The organism is Microvirga sp. 17 mud 1-3, from assembly GCF_003151255.1.
In the GTDB taxonomy this organism is placed as follows: Bacteria; Pseudomonadota; Alphaproteobacteria; order Rhizobiales; family Beijerinckiaceae; genus Microvirga.
In genome coordinates this window covers 897,449-913,046 of sequence record NZ_CP029481.1, presented here as the reverse complement: position 1 = coordinate 913,046, position 15,598 = coordinate 897,449, and the positions used below count along the sequence as shown (strand labels likewise).

Below are 15,598 nucleotides of genomic sequence, written 5' to 3'. Positions count from 1 at the left end.
CTTTATTTGGATTATGAGGACATACTGCCGAAGCGTAATGTCCTGGGCACCATCAGGGGACAACGGCTCAAATTTGGAGTCAAGTACAAAAAAGAGTGGACTCTAAGTTTTTTCTTCTCCATTCTCGTACCAATGGAAGCGACCAAGCCTTCAATAAGCCGAAGAAGCCGAAACCGGCGCAATCGTCACGAACTCATTCTGACGGTTGCATCACAGCTGTTCGCGTCCCAAGGGTACGAAGGCACACGGATCGAGGAGATCGCGGAAGCGGCGGGCGTTGCACCCGCGACGGTCTATAACTACTTCTCGACGAAGACGAACATTCTTACAGCGCTCGCAATGCGGCATGCGCGAACTGCTCTGCCAGAGCGGAGGGCCTATATCCGCAATCCACCGCGGGATCCTGTCGAGGCTGTCCAGGGGTTCGAGAATCTCCTCGCAGACCAGGCACTACGTACGTTAGGCCGGGAATGCTGGCGTGTGATTCTCGCGACGCCGTATACTCAGCCCGGCGACCGCCTCCACCGCGCCGGAATCTTCTTCAACTGGCTGATCATCAAGCACTACGTGAAGATGTTCGATGGAATGCGCGCTCGCGGGGTGATCGGGGAGCACGTGAATATCTCCGAGCTGGCCACACTGATTACGGCCCTCGGCACTCATCATTTCAGCCTGTTCATCTCGGACGAGACGATGACGGTGGATGCTCTTAAGGCTGGAATGAAGGCGCATGTCCACCTCGTATTCACGGGAGTGCTCGGGAATGCGGCCGCCTGTGCTTCATCACGTGGACGCAAAGCCCGGCCAGCAACATGATACAATCTTGTGGAGCTGCGAAGAGTCCTTCATCCGAAGAATGGGCTCGCGAGGCAGCTCCCCTGCGCTAGGTAGGGGAAACTGTCGTAGGCTTTCGTGATCGTCGACATGAGCCGCACGCCCATCCGAATGGATAGAGGTTTCCTTGCATCATCTGGGAAAACTTCGTTCGGATATCCGGCTTATGCCGGAGCAAGAATGCGACCCGAATTGAGAATTCCATTTGGATCGAGTGCCTGCTTGATGACCCTCATCAGATCGAGCTCCGGCGCGGTGCGGCTCATGGCGAGATAGGGGCGCTTGAGAAAGCCGATCCCATGCTCTGCCGAGACAGTGCCGCCCACATCAGAGATGATGCCATAAACGACCGCATTCATCTCTTGGCCGACGGTTTCGTCGTAGCCCGCGTCGAAAAGTGAGAGGTGGATGTTGCTGTCCGCCACATGGCCGTACACGATCAGCACCGAATTTGGCCACCGGCCACGGCTTCGCTGGCGCAGCAGATCGACAGCCTCCGCCATCCGGGACAAAGGGACACTCACGTCAAAGTGGGATCCCTTGGGGAGGACACGGTCAAACTCGTAATTGGCCTCACGGTATGCCCAGAATCGATTGCGGTCACTGCCCGATTGCGCAATCAGCGCGTCCTTGATGACACCCTGCTCGATGAGTTCTGCAAGGGTCTCCGTAAAGGCTTCCTCTCCGCCTGCGTCATCCCCCATAGTTGCCTCCACGAGCAGGGTAATTTCATGCCGTTCCCCGAACGGTTGCGCGAGACCCGATCGATCGATGGCAATATCCATATACTCCCGCCACATGGCCTCGAACACGAGAAGCCGGCCGGGAAAGCGGCTGTCGAATCGACGAAGCACCGTGAGCGCATCGCTAAAGGTATCGATCCCGCAGAGAGCAGATGCGAGCCCCGATGAGCGCGGATGCAAGGGGATCACCACGCGGGTCACGACACCAAGCGTGCCCTCGCTGCCAATGAAGAGTTGCGTCCAGTCGTAGCCGGCATTGTTCTTCATCATCTTGTTGAGCGATCGGACGATACGGCCGTCGGCCAGCACAACCTCGAGCCCGAGAACGTTCCGGCGCGTCATTCCATAGCGGTAAACCTGGTTGCCGCCTGCATTCGTTGCGACATTCCCGCCGATGGTGCAGCTTCCGCGGGCGCCGAGATCAATTCCACACATAAAGCCCGCTTCCTCGGCTGCGGATTGGATGACGGCGAGCGGCGTGCCGGCAAGCGCCGTCAACGTCGCGCTGTCACGGTCGATTTCCTCTACGCCCACCATCCGTTCGAGCGAGAGAGCGATCTCGTCCTCCTGCGGATTCGCGCCGCCCGCCAGCCCAGTCATTCCGCCTTGTAGAACAAGCCTTTGGTTAAAGGTATTACAGATCGCCAGACAGCGTGACACCTCCTCCGTCGAGCGAGGGAGAAGAAGGGCAAGAGGCGCATGGGGCTTAGCGCTGCTTGCATCGCCGAAGTTCTTGCGCGGAATGTCGTCTCCGGTTTTGAGGCCACCGCTGCCAAGCACATCGCGCAATGCGTCAAGAACCGCGGCCATTGATGTCTGCTCCTGTCATCGGACTATGAGGCGTGCCCACGGGCGGGCATAAATGCGTCGAGAGGTGTATTAATGGGCCGCGCGAGACACCGCCAGTCTCATGATGCATTCGTGCAGGTGCCCCGCGCATGTTCTAAAATTTCGCGAGTAAAGAATGGCCCGCGGCATTGATAGGCGTAGCCATGCCCGCCCATCTACCCCTCACAGTTTCACCTCCGGCGTGACATAACAACATCCTGCAACTGGCGCTTGATGGGCTATGTTCCCGGTGTCGGAGGCGACCAGGGCTGACCATATATGCTGGGCATGTTGTTCAATAACGTTCCGAATTGCCGGGTGCATGACCGACAAAGATGAACATCCGTGCGCTAGGCACGGATGTACGGACCATCAATCCATTGAGCAGGCGTCAACCTAAAATTTCAGCCGAGGCTCAGACGATGAAACGGATCGCTCGCTGGATTTCGAAGAAGTCATTCGACCGGTAGCGAAGCTTGCGCGGCGCCATGTGCTCCATGCCCGGATACCAGCTCCCGCGGAAGGCTTCGGTCGGCGTCGTATATTCGACAATCAGCTCGAAGTCTTTGGCAAGGCGAGGCAAGCATTTTGAAAGGTCGCCCGACAGCGCCGCCTCGACGCCGTTGCGGATCGCCTCCACGGATGCACGTGGCGACAGCGAAGACGTTGCGGGACCGAAGCCTTCGCTCGTCGCCACTGTTCCGATGCCGGCCACAATGGCCTTTGCGTCTTCGCACATGCCGGCATCACCGGAAAGGAACGCCGACGGGACGCCATAGCGCGCCGCGCAGAGGGCATTGATCGTAAACTCGGAGGCAACTTCGCCGTTGATCAAAAGTCTCGAAACGGTGCCAGTCAGAGTGTGAGCCAGCGGATTTGTATCCGTTCCTGCCTTGTTGTGATAGCCGGTGTAGAGAGCCGCGGAAAAGCTCGAATCGATACCGAACATCATCATGTCCGGATGCCCGCTCCAGCCGCGCATGATGCGGACGTATTCGGGCAACCGGGAGAGGTTCAGGTTTCGTGCCGTGGAGTGCGCATCCTTCACGAACACTTCCGTAGCACCCGCAGCCTTTGCGCCCTCGCATGCGGCGACGAGCTCGTCCGTCATGTATTCACGGAACTCCGCGTATTCCGGGTTGCCCTTCTTGGCTTCGTCCCAGGCGGTGATTCCTGCCGTGCCTTCAATGTCTGCGCTGATGAAGACTTTCATACGTTCCTCTGATTATGCGAGTTCTGAGATTGACGATAGAAGGCCGTCGATCTGCTCGGGGGAATGCTCCGAGAACACAGCCAGGCGCATGCTCGGGACATCCGGCGCATCCGAGTATCCTGACGGTTTGACCACCTTGACGATGATGTCCCTAGCGTCAAGCCTCTCACGGAGGCGATCGAAATCGACCGCGCCGCGGACACTGACAATCGGGACGGGCGTATCGGCGATATCGAAGCCGATCTTCCGAAGCCCGCCGCGCATATGCTGGACGTTCCGTATCAGATTCTCGCGCATCTGAGGCTTGGATTGTAGGATCTTCAACGCTGCGGTGGCGGCCGCCGCCGCCCCCGGCGTCATGGGCGAGGCACCGCGCATGACCATTGCGTTTGCGGATATCTTGTCCGCAAGCGCACGGTTGCCCGGAACAATACCGCCGGATGCCCCGAAGGCCTTGCTCAATGTACCTGCAAGAAAATTGCCTTCGGTTTCGATCCCGGCATGCTGCAGTGAGCCGCGTCCGCTGCTGCCGAGCGTGCCAACGCCGTGGGAATCGTCGACAGCAAGACAGGCTCCTTCGTACGGCTCCATCGCGCGCCTGTAGTCCTTGAGAGGCGCGAGCGCTCCGGATGAAGGGAAGACGCCATCCGTGACGATGAGAGGTCGCTGCCGCGCTCCGACATGGCGCGCAAGAGCGTCGGCCAGGGATTCGGGATCGAGGTGGCGGAAGCTGAAGATAGGCTTGGAAAGCGTGCCGAGGGCATCACGGGCACTGTAATGGGTGGCAGCATCGACAAAGACCACATCGAAGTCATCGCGCAGGCCCTGCAAAAGCGCCATCGGACTTGAATAGCCCGACATGAGGCTGACAACGTGCTCGACGCCAAACCACGCATTCAGCCGCTCTTGAAGGTCCTGATAAACGCCCATCTGAGCAAGGGTGCCGGGCCCCATTCCGAACTGGCGGGTTGCCGCACATGCAGCATCGATGACCTCGGAATGACCATGGAGACAGTAGTAGCTGGTGCCACAAAAATAATCGACCTCACGACCATTGATCCGCATTCTCGGACCGAGCGGAGACTCCATGGTCGTGAGATCGTTCACTTTGGGAACCGCACTCAACTTGCACACTCTGCCGGTTGATTGCGCCGAGCAAGAAACATGGGGCCGACGCGAATTCCGCTGCGTCCCTGGTCATCCACGGCGCCAAGCTCGAGGATCTCTTCTTCGTATAGAAGCCCGTGCATACGGAACCGTCCTGCATCGACCGGTTCGCATACATGCGTGCAGAAATACTCGATGAGGCACCGCAGTTCACCGTGACTGTAATACAGGTACGTTATATTGAAGTCCGGGCCATATTCACCCAGATGAGGCGCTATCTCGGGTGGCACCTGTTCGGTCGGGAGCGTTGCGATGCGCTTCCAGCGGGCGCCTTTCCAAACCAGAGTCTCCGGCTCGGGAAATGAGAGATTCATATGCGGATATTCTGAGCCTCGGCCGTAGATGCGACCATCGATGACGAAATCGGTACCGGCAACAGGCTTGATTTGGAGCGGGACTCCTTCGCCCATGAGGTAGAGCTTCTTCGTATGCTCCTTGACCTCCACAATCTCGCCGGTCGATTCATGCCGATAGTGACCGGGAAGCGTCGCCAGCTGCTCGTCCGTGATGGGTGGAGGATTCTGCAGCCGGGGAAGACGCGGTCCCATATTTCGCTCAGCCAAAGCGATCCGCAGCCCATCCGCACCGATTCTCGAGGCAATCTGATTGACGAAGTCCAGAGTTGCGAAGATGAGAACGCCTAAGCCCGCACTTGGCAGCAACATCATCTGCGATGCATAGCCGTAAACAGCGCCGCCATGGCCGACCGATGTCCAACCATCGATGTCGCCGATGCCGAAGCCTAGGCCGTATCCGTTCAGCGCCTTGTCATGACCGGAAGGGCGCTTTCCGATCGGCTGCCACATTTCCCTTAGCGAAGCGGGCGAGACGATTGCACTTCCATCGGGCCCGAATCCGCCCCGGAGCAGGCATTGTGCATATTTCGCCATATCGCCTGTTGTCGAAAAGATATTCCCGGCCGGGGAGCCTCCCAGGCTGAAGACCGGCGCAGGGCTGTCCCCATCGAGCGTCCACATATTGGCAGGCGCAAGCCGCTCACGGATGCCGGGGGCCATCCCGGACGAGGTATGATGCATCCCGAGCGGCCGCAGGATTTTCTCGCTGATGTACTCGGAATAGGTCTTGCGGGTGACTTTCTCGATGACCATGCCGACTACCGCGATGCCCGCGTTGGAATAATGCATGACGCCTGCGCTCGGATCCTGCTTCAGCGTCGATGTCGCAAGCTCGGCCACGGTTTCGGCGAGGGGCGGCCGTGTCGAATCCAGATAGTGGCCGCTTTTGGGCTCGCGAACGATACCGGCCGTGTGGCTCATCAGTTTCCGGAGGCTGATCTGGGATCCATAGGGTCCCGTTTCACGACCCTTGAACGGATTCAGCGGCTGAAATCCTGGCAGGTACTCCGACACGTCTGCATCGAGATCGACGAGACCCTCCTCCACGAGCTGCATGATCGCAACAGCCGTGAAGGTCTTGGTGATGGAGCCAATGCGGAAACACGTATCCTCGCGCATATCGAAGTCAAGATCGTGCCGCTGGATGTGACCTTGCGCCAGAACGAAGTCTCGGTCGACAAGGGCGTATGAGATCGAGGGGATCGCCTTGTCCTCTACCTCATGACGGATCAAGTCTTCGAACTGCTCGACGGCAGTGGCGTTGAGTGAGGTCAATGACCGTCTCCTTTGTCAATGAGAGTGGCGGGGATCCAGGATGTCCCGCAGCGTGTCACCTACGAGGTTCCACGATAAGACGAACAGGAAAATCGCGGCGCCCGGGAATGCCAACGTGTACCAGTACTGGAACGGGTTCCCTGGTTGTCCGACGATCCAATTGCGCGAATAGGCGATGAACTGCCCCCAGTCGGCATAGCCCTCTTCGGTGCCGACGCCGAGGAAGCTGAGAGCCGATGCCGACAGGACCATCGATCCTGTGGCCATCGTCGCAAGGACAAGCACAGGAAAGAAGGCATTCGGGATGATATGAAGCGCGATGAGCCTGAGGTCGCTCGCTCCATATGTCCTTGCCGCGTGGACGTAGTCCATTTCACGGATGCGGAGCATCTCGCTGCGGATGATGCGGGCGTAACCCATCCAGCCGAAAGTCGCCAACGCGATGGTGACGGGAACGATACCCTTGCCGAGCAGAGCCGTGAGCACCATCGCGGCGATCAGGAAGGGGACTGCCATGAACACGTCGACCGTACGCATCAGAACTTCGTCCACCATCCCTCCGTAGTATGCGGCGATGGCCCCTACGATGGTTCCGACAAGGACCGAGATCGCAACGACACCGAGCCCGATCTTGAACGCAGTCCGTGTGCCCCACACCACCGCATAGTAGATGTCGTATTGCCCTTCGGTCGTCCCGAAGATCGCTTCCTCTGAGGGCGGCTGCGGCGTCGCCGTGAAGCCGGCCCTCGGGGTGTCGTAGGGCGTGATCTGGAACTCCTGCGGAGGTGCCAGGACGGGCGCGAAGATGGCGATCAGCACGAAGGCCACGAGAATGGCCACGCCGAGGACCGACATGGGATTTCTAGCGAAGTACCGGAGCGTTTTCACTTTGTCTTCACTCTAGGATCGAGGAGCGGATAGATGAGGTCGACCAAGAGATTGAGAACGACGAGGACCACCGCAAAGTAGAGGCCGAAGCCCAGGATCGCCGGGAAATCTAGGTTCGCTGCAGACTTTGCGGCAAATTGCCCGAGGCCGGAATAATCGAAGATCGTTTCCGTGATGACGACGCCGCCCATCATATAGGCCAGTTCCATTCCGGCGATCGTGGCAACCGGGAGCAGAGCATTGCGCCGGGCATGATGGAGCTCCACAACACGCCGCGGCATTCCCTTGGCTCGTGCGGTTCGCACATAGTCCTGCCGCAGCGTCTCAAGCATCGATGTGCGCATGACGCGCGTCATGTTCGCCAGATTGACGTAGATCAGGGTGACGACGGGAGCCACGAGATGGCGGAGCGCATCCAGGAAGACGGAGAAGTTGCCGTTCAGGAGCGCGTCCACGGTGTTCGCTCCGGTATAGCGGACGAAATCGGGCGAGGAGACGACGGCTTGTGCCCATTGGCTCAGGCGTCCTGGCGGGAACCAGTCGAGCGCAGAATAGAAGATCAGCAGCATCAGCAGGCCGAAGACATAGACGGGGAACGACCAGCCGAGGATCGTGAAGACGCGGATGAGGTGATCGGGCCAGCGGTTGAGATGGATTCCGGCACGCGAGCCGAGATAGATGGCGAGGAACAGTCCTGGAAAGAAGGCCAGGAAGACCAGTTCGATCGTCGCCGGCAGAAGAGACGCGAGTGCGACCCCAACTGGCTGCCTGGCGGTTTCAGACCAGCCCAGATTTCCCGTGAGGATGTTTCCGATCCAGCGGCCGTATTGAATGTAGAATGGATCGTTCAGGCCATACTGCTCGATGAGCGCGCGGATGCTCTCCTGTCCGCCTTTCAAGAAGTCCGGCGAGGGAGCATAGGCCGCAAGCCGCTGGGTTGGAGTCAATGACATCTGCAACGCAAATATCATCAGGGATAAAGCGAACATCACGACGGGCAGCATGAGGAGCCGCCGAAAAGCGTAGTTCAGCACACGTAGCGTTCCGATTGGAGAAGGAGGAGCCGGACGGACGAGCCGTCCGGCTGTGAATCGGGCTCAGTTCGCCTTCTTGATGGTCGAAAAGTCCCAGGCCCCGTAGAGGATCATGTTATTGACGAAACCATCGATGTTGCTGCGTGTCACGATGTATCCGAATTCCTCCCAGAGGAACTGGGTCGTCGCATACTCGTACGACATTTCCTGTAGCTTCGCGTAGATCGGCTCGCGCACGGCCGGATCGTTGGAGGCCCACGCCTCATCCAGGAGAGGCTTGAACTTCTCGGCCATCAGGTCGCGATAGCCCTGGCCGACCATGCCGCCGACGAGGCCCGTGGGGGAAAGGTAATAGGACGCAGCTCCGAGCGGCCCGCCCGGATCGGAGTAATCAGGTCCCCAACCCATGTAGGTCAGCGGCGACGCCGGCTTTGCCCGGTTATTGAGCTTGTCCGAGATCGAGGCCCACGGGAGCGACTGAATCTTGAGCTTGAACTTCGGGTTGATGCGCTGCAGGCCCTGCTGCAAGGCAGACAATGCCGCCGTTCCCTGAGGCGTACCCTCCTGCACATACGCCGTAAGGGTGAAGCCGGTCTCCCACAGCTTGCCTCCGTAGGCCTTCTTGAAGTGCTCCGCGGCCTTTGCCGGGTTGTAGGAATAGACCGGCGAATCCGGACGGTACCCCATGATCCCACGCACGGACGGACCACGCGACTGCACGGTCTTACCGAGCAGGACCTGCTTCAGGAGCGCGTCATAATTCTGCGCATAGTTGAAGCCCTTGCGGACATCGATATCGGCAAAGAAGTCCGGCGGAATGCCCGCCCCGTCGAGCTTGCCACTGCCGATCGCTGGATTGTCCGCATCATCCACCGGCCAGGCAAAAAACAGGCCTCGGCCGAAGACCTTGGGAAGACCATCGACGACCTTGATGCCGTCCGTCTTGCTCAACTCGTCCAGGAACTCGACTGGCGTCGTCACGAAGTCCGCGTCTCCCGACAATAGCTGGAGCCGCCGCGTCGTCCACTCGGGGACGGTGCGCATGACGACCCGCTCAAGAGAAGCAGGCTCCAAGAAGTAGTTGTTGAAGCGCTTCAAAGTGATGCGCCGCTCGGTTCGGTTCCAGTCCTCGAGCATGAAGGGGCCGCTGCCGTTCTCCTGTGCGAAGAGAGGATCGGCGCTCAGCTCCGGGCGGTAGTACTTGATCCAAGTATCACCCGAACCATCCCAGCCTCCGACCGACGCGACCCATTCCTTGTCGACGATCGAGGCACCAAACGGCAAAGCGACGACGCCAAGGGTTGCAGGAAACGACTTCGGCAGCTTCATTGTTACTTTATCACCTTCTACGGTGATCTGTGATGCAAGCTGGTCGTACACCTTGCGCAAGACGTCCGGGCTTGCTTCCTTGATCTTCGCGCCGCCGCCTTCTGCCTCCACCCATTTGGCAATATCAGGGTATTTGCCCGCCGTGATGACCTCCGTGATGGCATTGGACATCCACGACTGCCCCATGAGGATCGCGCGCAAGAATGAGTAGCGCACATCCTCGGCCGTGATCTCGCCGTAACCGGGTTCGACTGAGGATTTCTGGGCATCCGTGAGGGTATCGAGATATTCCCAGGTGACCTTCCCGTCAGCGCCCTTCACGCCGACCTTGTGGGTGCGCACGCCTTTGCGGATGGGAAAAGTGTAGGTCACCGATCCGTCCGGACCTTGCTTGATCAGGCCATTTTCAAGCGACGGCACTTCGGTCGAGATGGCGGGGACGAATTCCGATATTTCGGATCCCTTGTAATTCAACAGACGGCTATAGACGTTCAGCACTCCATATGAACTTGGAGTATTGGCGATATAGGCCGGATCGAAGGATTGAACGTCATCCGTCCAGAGAAAGACGAAAGTTCCCGGATTTTTCGTTTCAGCGCTAGCGGAGGAAGCGGCAAGACCTAGAAGAAGGCCTGCGGCAATAGTAAGAGCTCGCATCGTTCATTGTTCCTACTGGCTGGAGGTCGGCCGTCTTCTTCTTTTGGCGGAAAGCTAAAAGCACACTTGTGCTACTGTCCAATGTGCAGATAGGATTGACCATGCAAAAAAAGCATGGAGCCGCGTATGGAGCTGGCCTGGCTAGAGGATTTTCTGGCGCTCGTCGCGACGCGAAACTTCTCCACTGCCGCAACGGCCCGCAGCATTTCCCAACCGGCCTTCAGTCGACGCATTAAATCTCTGGAAGCCTGGATTGGGGCTGATTTAGTCGATCGAAGTACCTATCCTGTGCATTTGACGGAGGCAGGTAACCTGTTCCTGCCGCGGTGTCAGGAGCAGGTGCGTGAGATGTATCGACTGCGCACTGACTGTCGCAATGCCGCGGGAGCCAACTCGCAGCTCGTCACATTCGCGGCTCTGCATACCCTTTCGATCTACTTCTTCCCACCCTGGATCGGGTCAGCGCCCATATCGGCTCTCGGAATGCGCAGCAGCATGCATGCCACGGATTTCATGGAATGCATCGAACATTTGTCATCGAGCCGATGCGATTTTGCAATCACCTACGATCATCCTGACGGGCCTCCAGTTCTGAAAACCGGCCCCTTTGAATCCCTTCAGATTGGCGCCGACAGGCTCATTCTCGTTTCCGGAACGGACCAATCCGGCAGGCCGCTTTTCGACATCAACCAGGCCGGCGACAATGAGATTCCGTTTCTCGCCTATTCGTGGAACGACGGCTATCTGGGAAAACTGATCTCGCTCATTCGTTCACGCTGGCGGCGCCCCTTGAACCTCAACACCGTCTATCAATCCTCGCTTGCCGAGAGCCTGAAGCACATGGTGGTTGCAGGACATGGCATCGCTTGGCTTCCGCAAATCTGCGTCCGCAAGTCCATCGCAGAGCGTGAACTCGTCCAAATTGGCGGTCAACAGATGTCCCTAGCGATGGAAATACGGATCTTCCGCCGAGCAGGCTCCATGGGCCGGGCAGGCGAACTCCTTTGGCGGCATCTTGCCGATCACGCCGAGCGGAGGCCCGGCAGAGCTCTTCCCATCACGCGCTGAGCCGAGTCCGTCAAACAAGGCACATGGAAAGCCGCCAGAGCACAACTCCGCGCTATGTGAAAATTTGCGGCGCAATGCAAAAAACGCATAATTATGCTCCGCAAGAAGGTTGTTTATGCCCACGCGTAGACCAGCCGATAGAATATTCGCCTGCGGAATGATTGATGCTCCGCCTCTCTCGAACAGAATTGGCGTCTTGCGACTATTGACATCGTTCGGGGGGAACGCGTTCGATATGGGAGAGCGCAGCTGATTTGATCCCAGGTACAGTCTTGCCCAGAACTGAAGCCGATATTTCGACCGTCCCAAACGATGCCATCCTGGTGGTCGAGGCTCTGGAAGTCAGCTACGCGAACAACTCATTGACGCCGATCCGAGCTGTTCGCGGGGTCTCGTTCTCCATCGGCCGAGGTGAGACGGTCGCTCTTGTGGGAGAATCAGGCTCGGGTAAGTCGGTCACGGCGATGACCATTATGCGACTTACGGAGCATGATGGCGCCAAAGTGACCCATGGGCGCATTCTCATGCGCCTCAAGGACGAAAGGGTCGTCGATCTGGCGCATTTGACCGAAAAGCAGATCGAAAAGCTCAGAGGATCCGAAATCTCGATCGTGTTTCAGGACCCCATGTCGAGCCTGAACCCGGTTTTTACCGTTGGCGATCAGATTGCCGAAGCAGTCATTCGGCACCAGGGCAAAACTCGCAGCGAAGCGCGCGAGATTGCCTTGAATGTGCTGAAGCTGGTTCGTGTTCCTGATGCGGCCCGCAGATTGGATCAATATCCTCATCAACTGTCCGGCGGAATGCGGCAGCGGGTGATGATCGCGATAGCATTGGCGTGCCGGCCCTCGCTGATGATCCTCGACGAGCCGACGACAGCACTGGACGTGACGATCCAAGCGCAGATCCTGGACCTCGTGCGCGCACTGCAGAACGAGATCGGCATGTCGGTTCTGTTCATTACGCACGATATGGGTGTCGTGGCGGAGATTGCCGACAGAGTCTGCGTGATGCTGAAGGGCGAGATTGTGGAGGCTGGCAGTGTTTACGAGATCTTCGCAAATTCCAAACACCCATATACCCGCGCGCTCATATCCGCGGTTCCGCGGCTCGGAAGCATGGCAGAGAAGGATGCGCCCGAGAAATTCCCATTGGTAGTTTATGAACCAGCTAGTGAGCGGGCAGAAGTTTAACGTGACGCCGATGCTGAAACGAGAAGCTCTCGCGCCGCTTGTCGAAGTGCGTGATCTGGTCACGCGGTTTGATCTCAGGTCAGGCGTCCTGGGCCGCCCCTCAGGTCGTGTCCACGCGGTGGAAAAGGTGTCCTTTGACATCTTTCCCGGTGAAACCTTGGCTCTGGTCGGCGAGTCCGGCTGCGGAAAGTCGACGGTCGCACGGACAATCATGCAATTGGACCGGCCGCAGGCTGGATCGATACGCTACGACGGCGTGGAGCTGATTGGAGGATCAGGCAAGGCGATAACGCGCTTCCGCCGCGAAGTGCAGATGATCTTTCAGGACCCGTTCTCTTCGCTGAACCCCAGAATGACCATTGCCCAGGCCTTGATGGATCCTATGCGCGTACACCGTCTCGGATCAAAGGCGGCCATGCGGGCCCGGGCTGCGGATCTTCTGGCCAAAGTGGAACTGTCAGCGGAGCATCTGGAGCGCTATCCTCACGCATTCTCCGGTGGGCAACGTCAGCGGATCTGCATCGCACGTGCCTTGGCTCTCGATCCCCGCCTCATCATTGCCGATGAGGCGGTTGCCTCCCTTGATGTCACGATCCAAGCGCAGGTCATCAACTTGCTGATGGACCTGCAGCGCGAGATGGGCATCGCGATCCTGTTCATCAGTCACGATATGGCTGTGGTCGAAAGGATCGCACACCGGGTCGCGGTGATGTATCTCGGTGAAATCGTGGAGATTGGGGACCGCCGCTCGGTTTTCGGGAATCCACAGCACCCTTATACGCGCAAACTCCTGTCAACCGTGCCGGTGGCGGATCCCACGCGCCGGCCGGAGGGTCGAACACCGATTTTCGACGAGATCCCAAGTGCCGTTCGCGCGTTGGACTTTGTCCCTCATCATTTGCCGATGAGAGAAGTGTCGCCCACGCATTTCGTGCGCGACAGCCGCGCCGCCTGACACTGAATCGGCATTGGCGCATGAGGAAGCTGTGCTGGCAGGCCCAGCATGGCCTCTGTCGTGGCGAATGAAATAGTGCCGGGCCGCGTCTGTCTTAACCTGGTCCGATAGTTCAGCGCCGGCCGAACAGGCGCTCGATGTCGGAGAGCTTCAATTCCACATAAGTTGGCCGCCCGTGGTTGCACTGGCCCGACAGGGGCGTGGCCTCCATCTCGCGCAGGAGGGCGTTCATCTCCTCCGGTCTCATGCGCCGGCCGGCCCGCACGGAGCCGTGACAGGACATGCGGGAGAGCACCGCGTCGAGCCTCTCCTCCAGCGGCGCTGATGCCCCCTGCCCCCATTCGGCGAGGGCGTCGGCTACGTCCTGAACCAGGGCCTTGATGCGCCCGCCCGCCAGGGCGGACGGAACCTCGCGCACCAGGAGCGCGCCCGGCCCGAAGGACTCCAGCACCAGCCCGAGGCTCTCCAGGGTCGCGGCTTCCGCCATGACACGGTCCGCATCGACCGGATCGAGATCGACCACCTCGGGGATCAGCAGGAGCTGGCGAGCGATGCCGGAGGCGGCACGCTCGCGTTTCAGGCGCTCATAGACGAGCCGCTCATGGGCCGCGTGCTGATCGACGATGACAATGCCGTCCCCCGTCTGCGCGACGATGTAAGTGCCGTGGATCTGCGCCCGGGCCGCACCGAGTGGCGCCTGCTCGGCGCCCGTCTCAGGCTCCGCATAGGCCGCCCGGCTGTCGGCCGAAGGCGCCGCGAGATCGGGCAAGAGCGCTTGGGTTTCGGCGAGCCCGACCGCCCGCGCAGCACCCTCGTGCGGCGCCTGCCAGCCAGCGAAGGCCTGGACATGCCGGAACGAGGGCGCCCGGTGCGCCACGGAGGCGGGCCGCAGGGGCGGCGCCACCTGCGGGCGCAAGCTCTCCAGGGTACGCGCGCCGCCCGTCGAGGCGGAGCGGAAGCCGAAGCGGGTGATCGCCTCCCTCAGGGCTGCTACCACGAAGCCGCGCACGAAGGCGGGGTCTCTAAAGCGCACCTCGGTCTTGGCCGGATGCACGTTCACGTCGACGATGCGCGGGTCGCAATCGACCATCAGCGCGAGCACCGGATGCCGGTCAGACGCCATCACGTCCGCATAGGCGCCGCGCACTGCTCCGAGCAGGAGCTTGTCGCGTACGGGCCTCCCGTTGACGACGAAATGGATCTGCGTTGACGTGCCGCGATGGAAGGTCGGCAGCCCCGCAAAACCCGACAGGCGCACGCCCTCGCGCTCCACCGACACGGCCATGGCGTTGTCGTTGAACTCGGACCCCAGCACCCGTGACAGGCGCCGCAGGAAACCGTGCTCGCCCTCAGGCTCCGGCGGATAGGTGAAGGGCGTGATGTGCTCGCCCGTGAGGGTGAAGCGCACGGTCGGATGCGCGATCGCAAGACGCTTGACGATCTCGGCGACGGCCTGCGCCTCGGAACGGTCGCTCTTGAGGAATTTCAGCCGGGCGGGCGTGGCCGCGAACAGGTCCGTCACCTCGACCTTGGTGCCCCTCGGCGCCGCCGCGGGCCGGACCGGCCCCTTGGCGCCCGCCTCCACGACGATGGCGGACCCCGTCTCGGCATCGGCGGTGCGGGTCGTGATGGCAAGCCGCGCCACGGCTCCGATGGAGGGCAGCGCCTCGCCACGGAAGCCCAGGGTGTCGATGGCGAACAGGTCCCCATTCGGGATCTTGGAGGTGGCGTGGCGCTCGACAGCGAGTTCGAGATCCTCCGGCGTCATGCCGGCGCCGTCGTCCACGATGCGGATCAGCCGGCGCCCACCCGCCTCGACGGCGATCTCGACCGAGGTGGCGCCCGCATCGATGGCGTTCTCCACGAGCTCCTTCACGGCGGCAGCCGGGCGCTCCACCACCTCGCCGGCGGCGATGCGGTCGACCAGAACGGGATCGAGGCGGCGAACGGCCATGAAATCCTTCGGATTTTCGAGAATCGACACAAGACAATAAGGCGCCGGGCCAAGGCTTTCCAGACGGCGCGACATTCGCGCCGGTCGGCGCTCCGGAATGACGT

Annotated in this window: 10 protein-coding genes and 1 pseudogene; 3 read left to right on the top strand and 8 right to left on the bottom strand. The window is 60.0% G+C overall.

Annotated features, from left to right (window positions below; translation table 11 throughout):
* Positions 1 to 6: 6 nt before the first annotated feature.
* Entirely contained in the window at positions 7 to 816 is an 810-nt protein-coding gene (locus tag C4E04_RS04165) for a TetR/AcrR family transcriptional regulator (protein ID WP_162559270.1), read from the top strand.
* A gap of 182 nt (positions 817 to 998) precedes the next feature.
* Here the strand turns inward: C4E04_RS04165 and C4E04_RS04160 are convergent, their stop codons facing one another.
* The 7 genes from C4E04_RS04160 to C4E04_RS04130 form a co-directional block, all read right to left on the bottom strand.
* Positions 999 to 2,387 (bottom strand): FAD-binding oxidoreductase, encoded by a 1,389-nt coding sequence (locus C4E04_RS04160; protein WP_109595244.1) that lies wholly within the window; start codon positions 2,385 to 2,387, stop codon positions 999 to 1,001.
* 433 nt (positions 2,388 to 2,820) lie between these two features.
* Complete coding sequence (locus C4E04_RS04155; RefSeq protein ID WP_109595242.1) at positions 2,821 to 3,618, bottom strand: M55 family metallopeptidase; 798 nt, start codon at positions 3,616 to 3,618, stop codon at positions 2,821 to 2,823.
* A 12-nt stretch (positions 3,619 to 3,630) separates the two neighbouring features.
* The gene (locus C4E04_RS04150) at positions 3,631 to 4,725 is read right to left on the bottom strand and encodes a pyridoxal phosphate-dependent aminotransferase family protein (RefSeq protein ID WP_245416229.1); all 1,095 of its coding nucleotides are present in this window, start codon (positions 4,723 to 4,725) and stop codon (positions 3,631 to 3,633) included.
* Between the two features lie 14 nt (positions 4,726 to 4,739).
* Positions 4,740 to 6,416, bottom strand: a complete 1,677-nt coding sequence (locus C4E04_RS04145) for a serine hydrolase (protein ID WP_109595238.1) — start codon at positions 6,414 to 6,416, stop codon at positions 4,740 to 4,742.
* A gap of 15 nt (positions 6,417 to 6,431) precedes the next feature.
* Entirely contained in the window at positions 6,432 to 7,271 is an 840-nt protein-coding gene (locus tag C4E04_RS04140) for an ABC transporter permease (protein ID WP_245416228.1), read from the bottom strand.
* Between the two features lie 29 nt (positions 7,272 to 7,300).
* A complete protein-coding gene (locus C4E04_RS04135) occupies positions 7,301 to 8,257 on the bottom strand; it encodes an ABC transporter permease (RefSeq protein WP_245416227.1) in 957 nt (318 codons plus the stop codon).
* A 144-nt stretch (positions 8,258 to 8,401) separates the two neighbouring features.
* Complete coding sequence (locus C4E04_RS04130; RefSeq protein WP_245416226.1) at positions 8,402 to 10,165, bottom strand: ABC transporter substrate-binding protein; 1,764 nt, start codon at positions 10,163 to 10,165, stop codon at positions 8,402 to 8,404.
* Positions 10,166 to 10,450: 285 nt separating this feature from the next.
* On the opposite strand from C4E04_RS04130, the gene C4E04_RS04125 reads away from it, so the two are divergent.
* Positions 10,451 to 11,392 (top strand): LysR family transcriptional regulator, encoded by a 942-nt coding sequence (locus tag C4E04_RS04125; protein WP_109595232.1) that lies wholly within the window; start codon positions 10,451 to 10,453, stop codon positions 11,390 to 11,392.
* Positions 11,393 to 11,664: 272 nt separating this feature from the next.
* Positions 11,665 to 13,540, top strand: a pseudogene (locus C4E04_RS21710) (dipeptide ABC transporter ATP-binding protein).
* 112 nt (positions 13,541 to 13,652) lie between these two features.
* Here C4E04_RS21710 and mutL read toward each other — a convergent pair.
* Positions 13,653 to 15,494 (bottom strand): DNA mismatch repair endonuclease MutL, encoded by a 1,842-nt coding sequence (gene mutL, locus C4E04_RS04110; RefSeq protein ID WP_109600751.1) that lies wholly within the window; start codon positions 15,492 to 15,494, stop codon positions 13,653 to 13,655.
* Positions 15,495 to 15,598: the final 104 nt, after the last annotated feature.

Excerpts from the sequence above, each read along its gene's own strand:
- C4E04_RS04160 (WP_109595244.1), bottom strand. The coding sequence starts at position 2,387 with ATGGCCGCGGTTCTTGACGCATTGCGCGATGTGCTTGGCAGCGGTGGC.
- C4E04_RS04155 (WP_109595242.1), bottom strand. The coding sequence starts at position 3,618 with ATGAAAGTCTTCATCAGCGCAGACATTGAAGGCACGGCAGGAATCACC.
- C4E04_RS04140 (WP_245416228.1), bottom strand. The coding sequence starts at position 7,271 with ATGTCGGTCCTCGGCGTGGCCATTCTCGTGGCCTTCGTGCTGATCGCC.
- C4E04_RS04135 (WP_245416227.1), bottom strand. The coding sequence starts at position 8,257 with ATGTCATTGACTCCAACCCAGCGGCTTGCGGCCTATGCTCCCTCGCCG.
- C4E04_RS04125 (WP_109595232.1), top strand. The coding sequence starts at position 10,451 with ATGGAGCTGGCCTGGCTAGAGGATTTTCTGGCGCTCGTCGCGACGCGA.
- mutL (WP_109600751.1), bottom strand. The coding sequence starts at position 15,494 with ATGGCCGTTCGCCGCCTCGATCCCGTTCTGGTCGACCGCATCGCCGCC.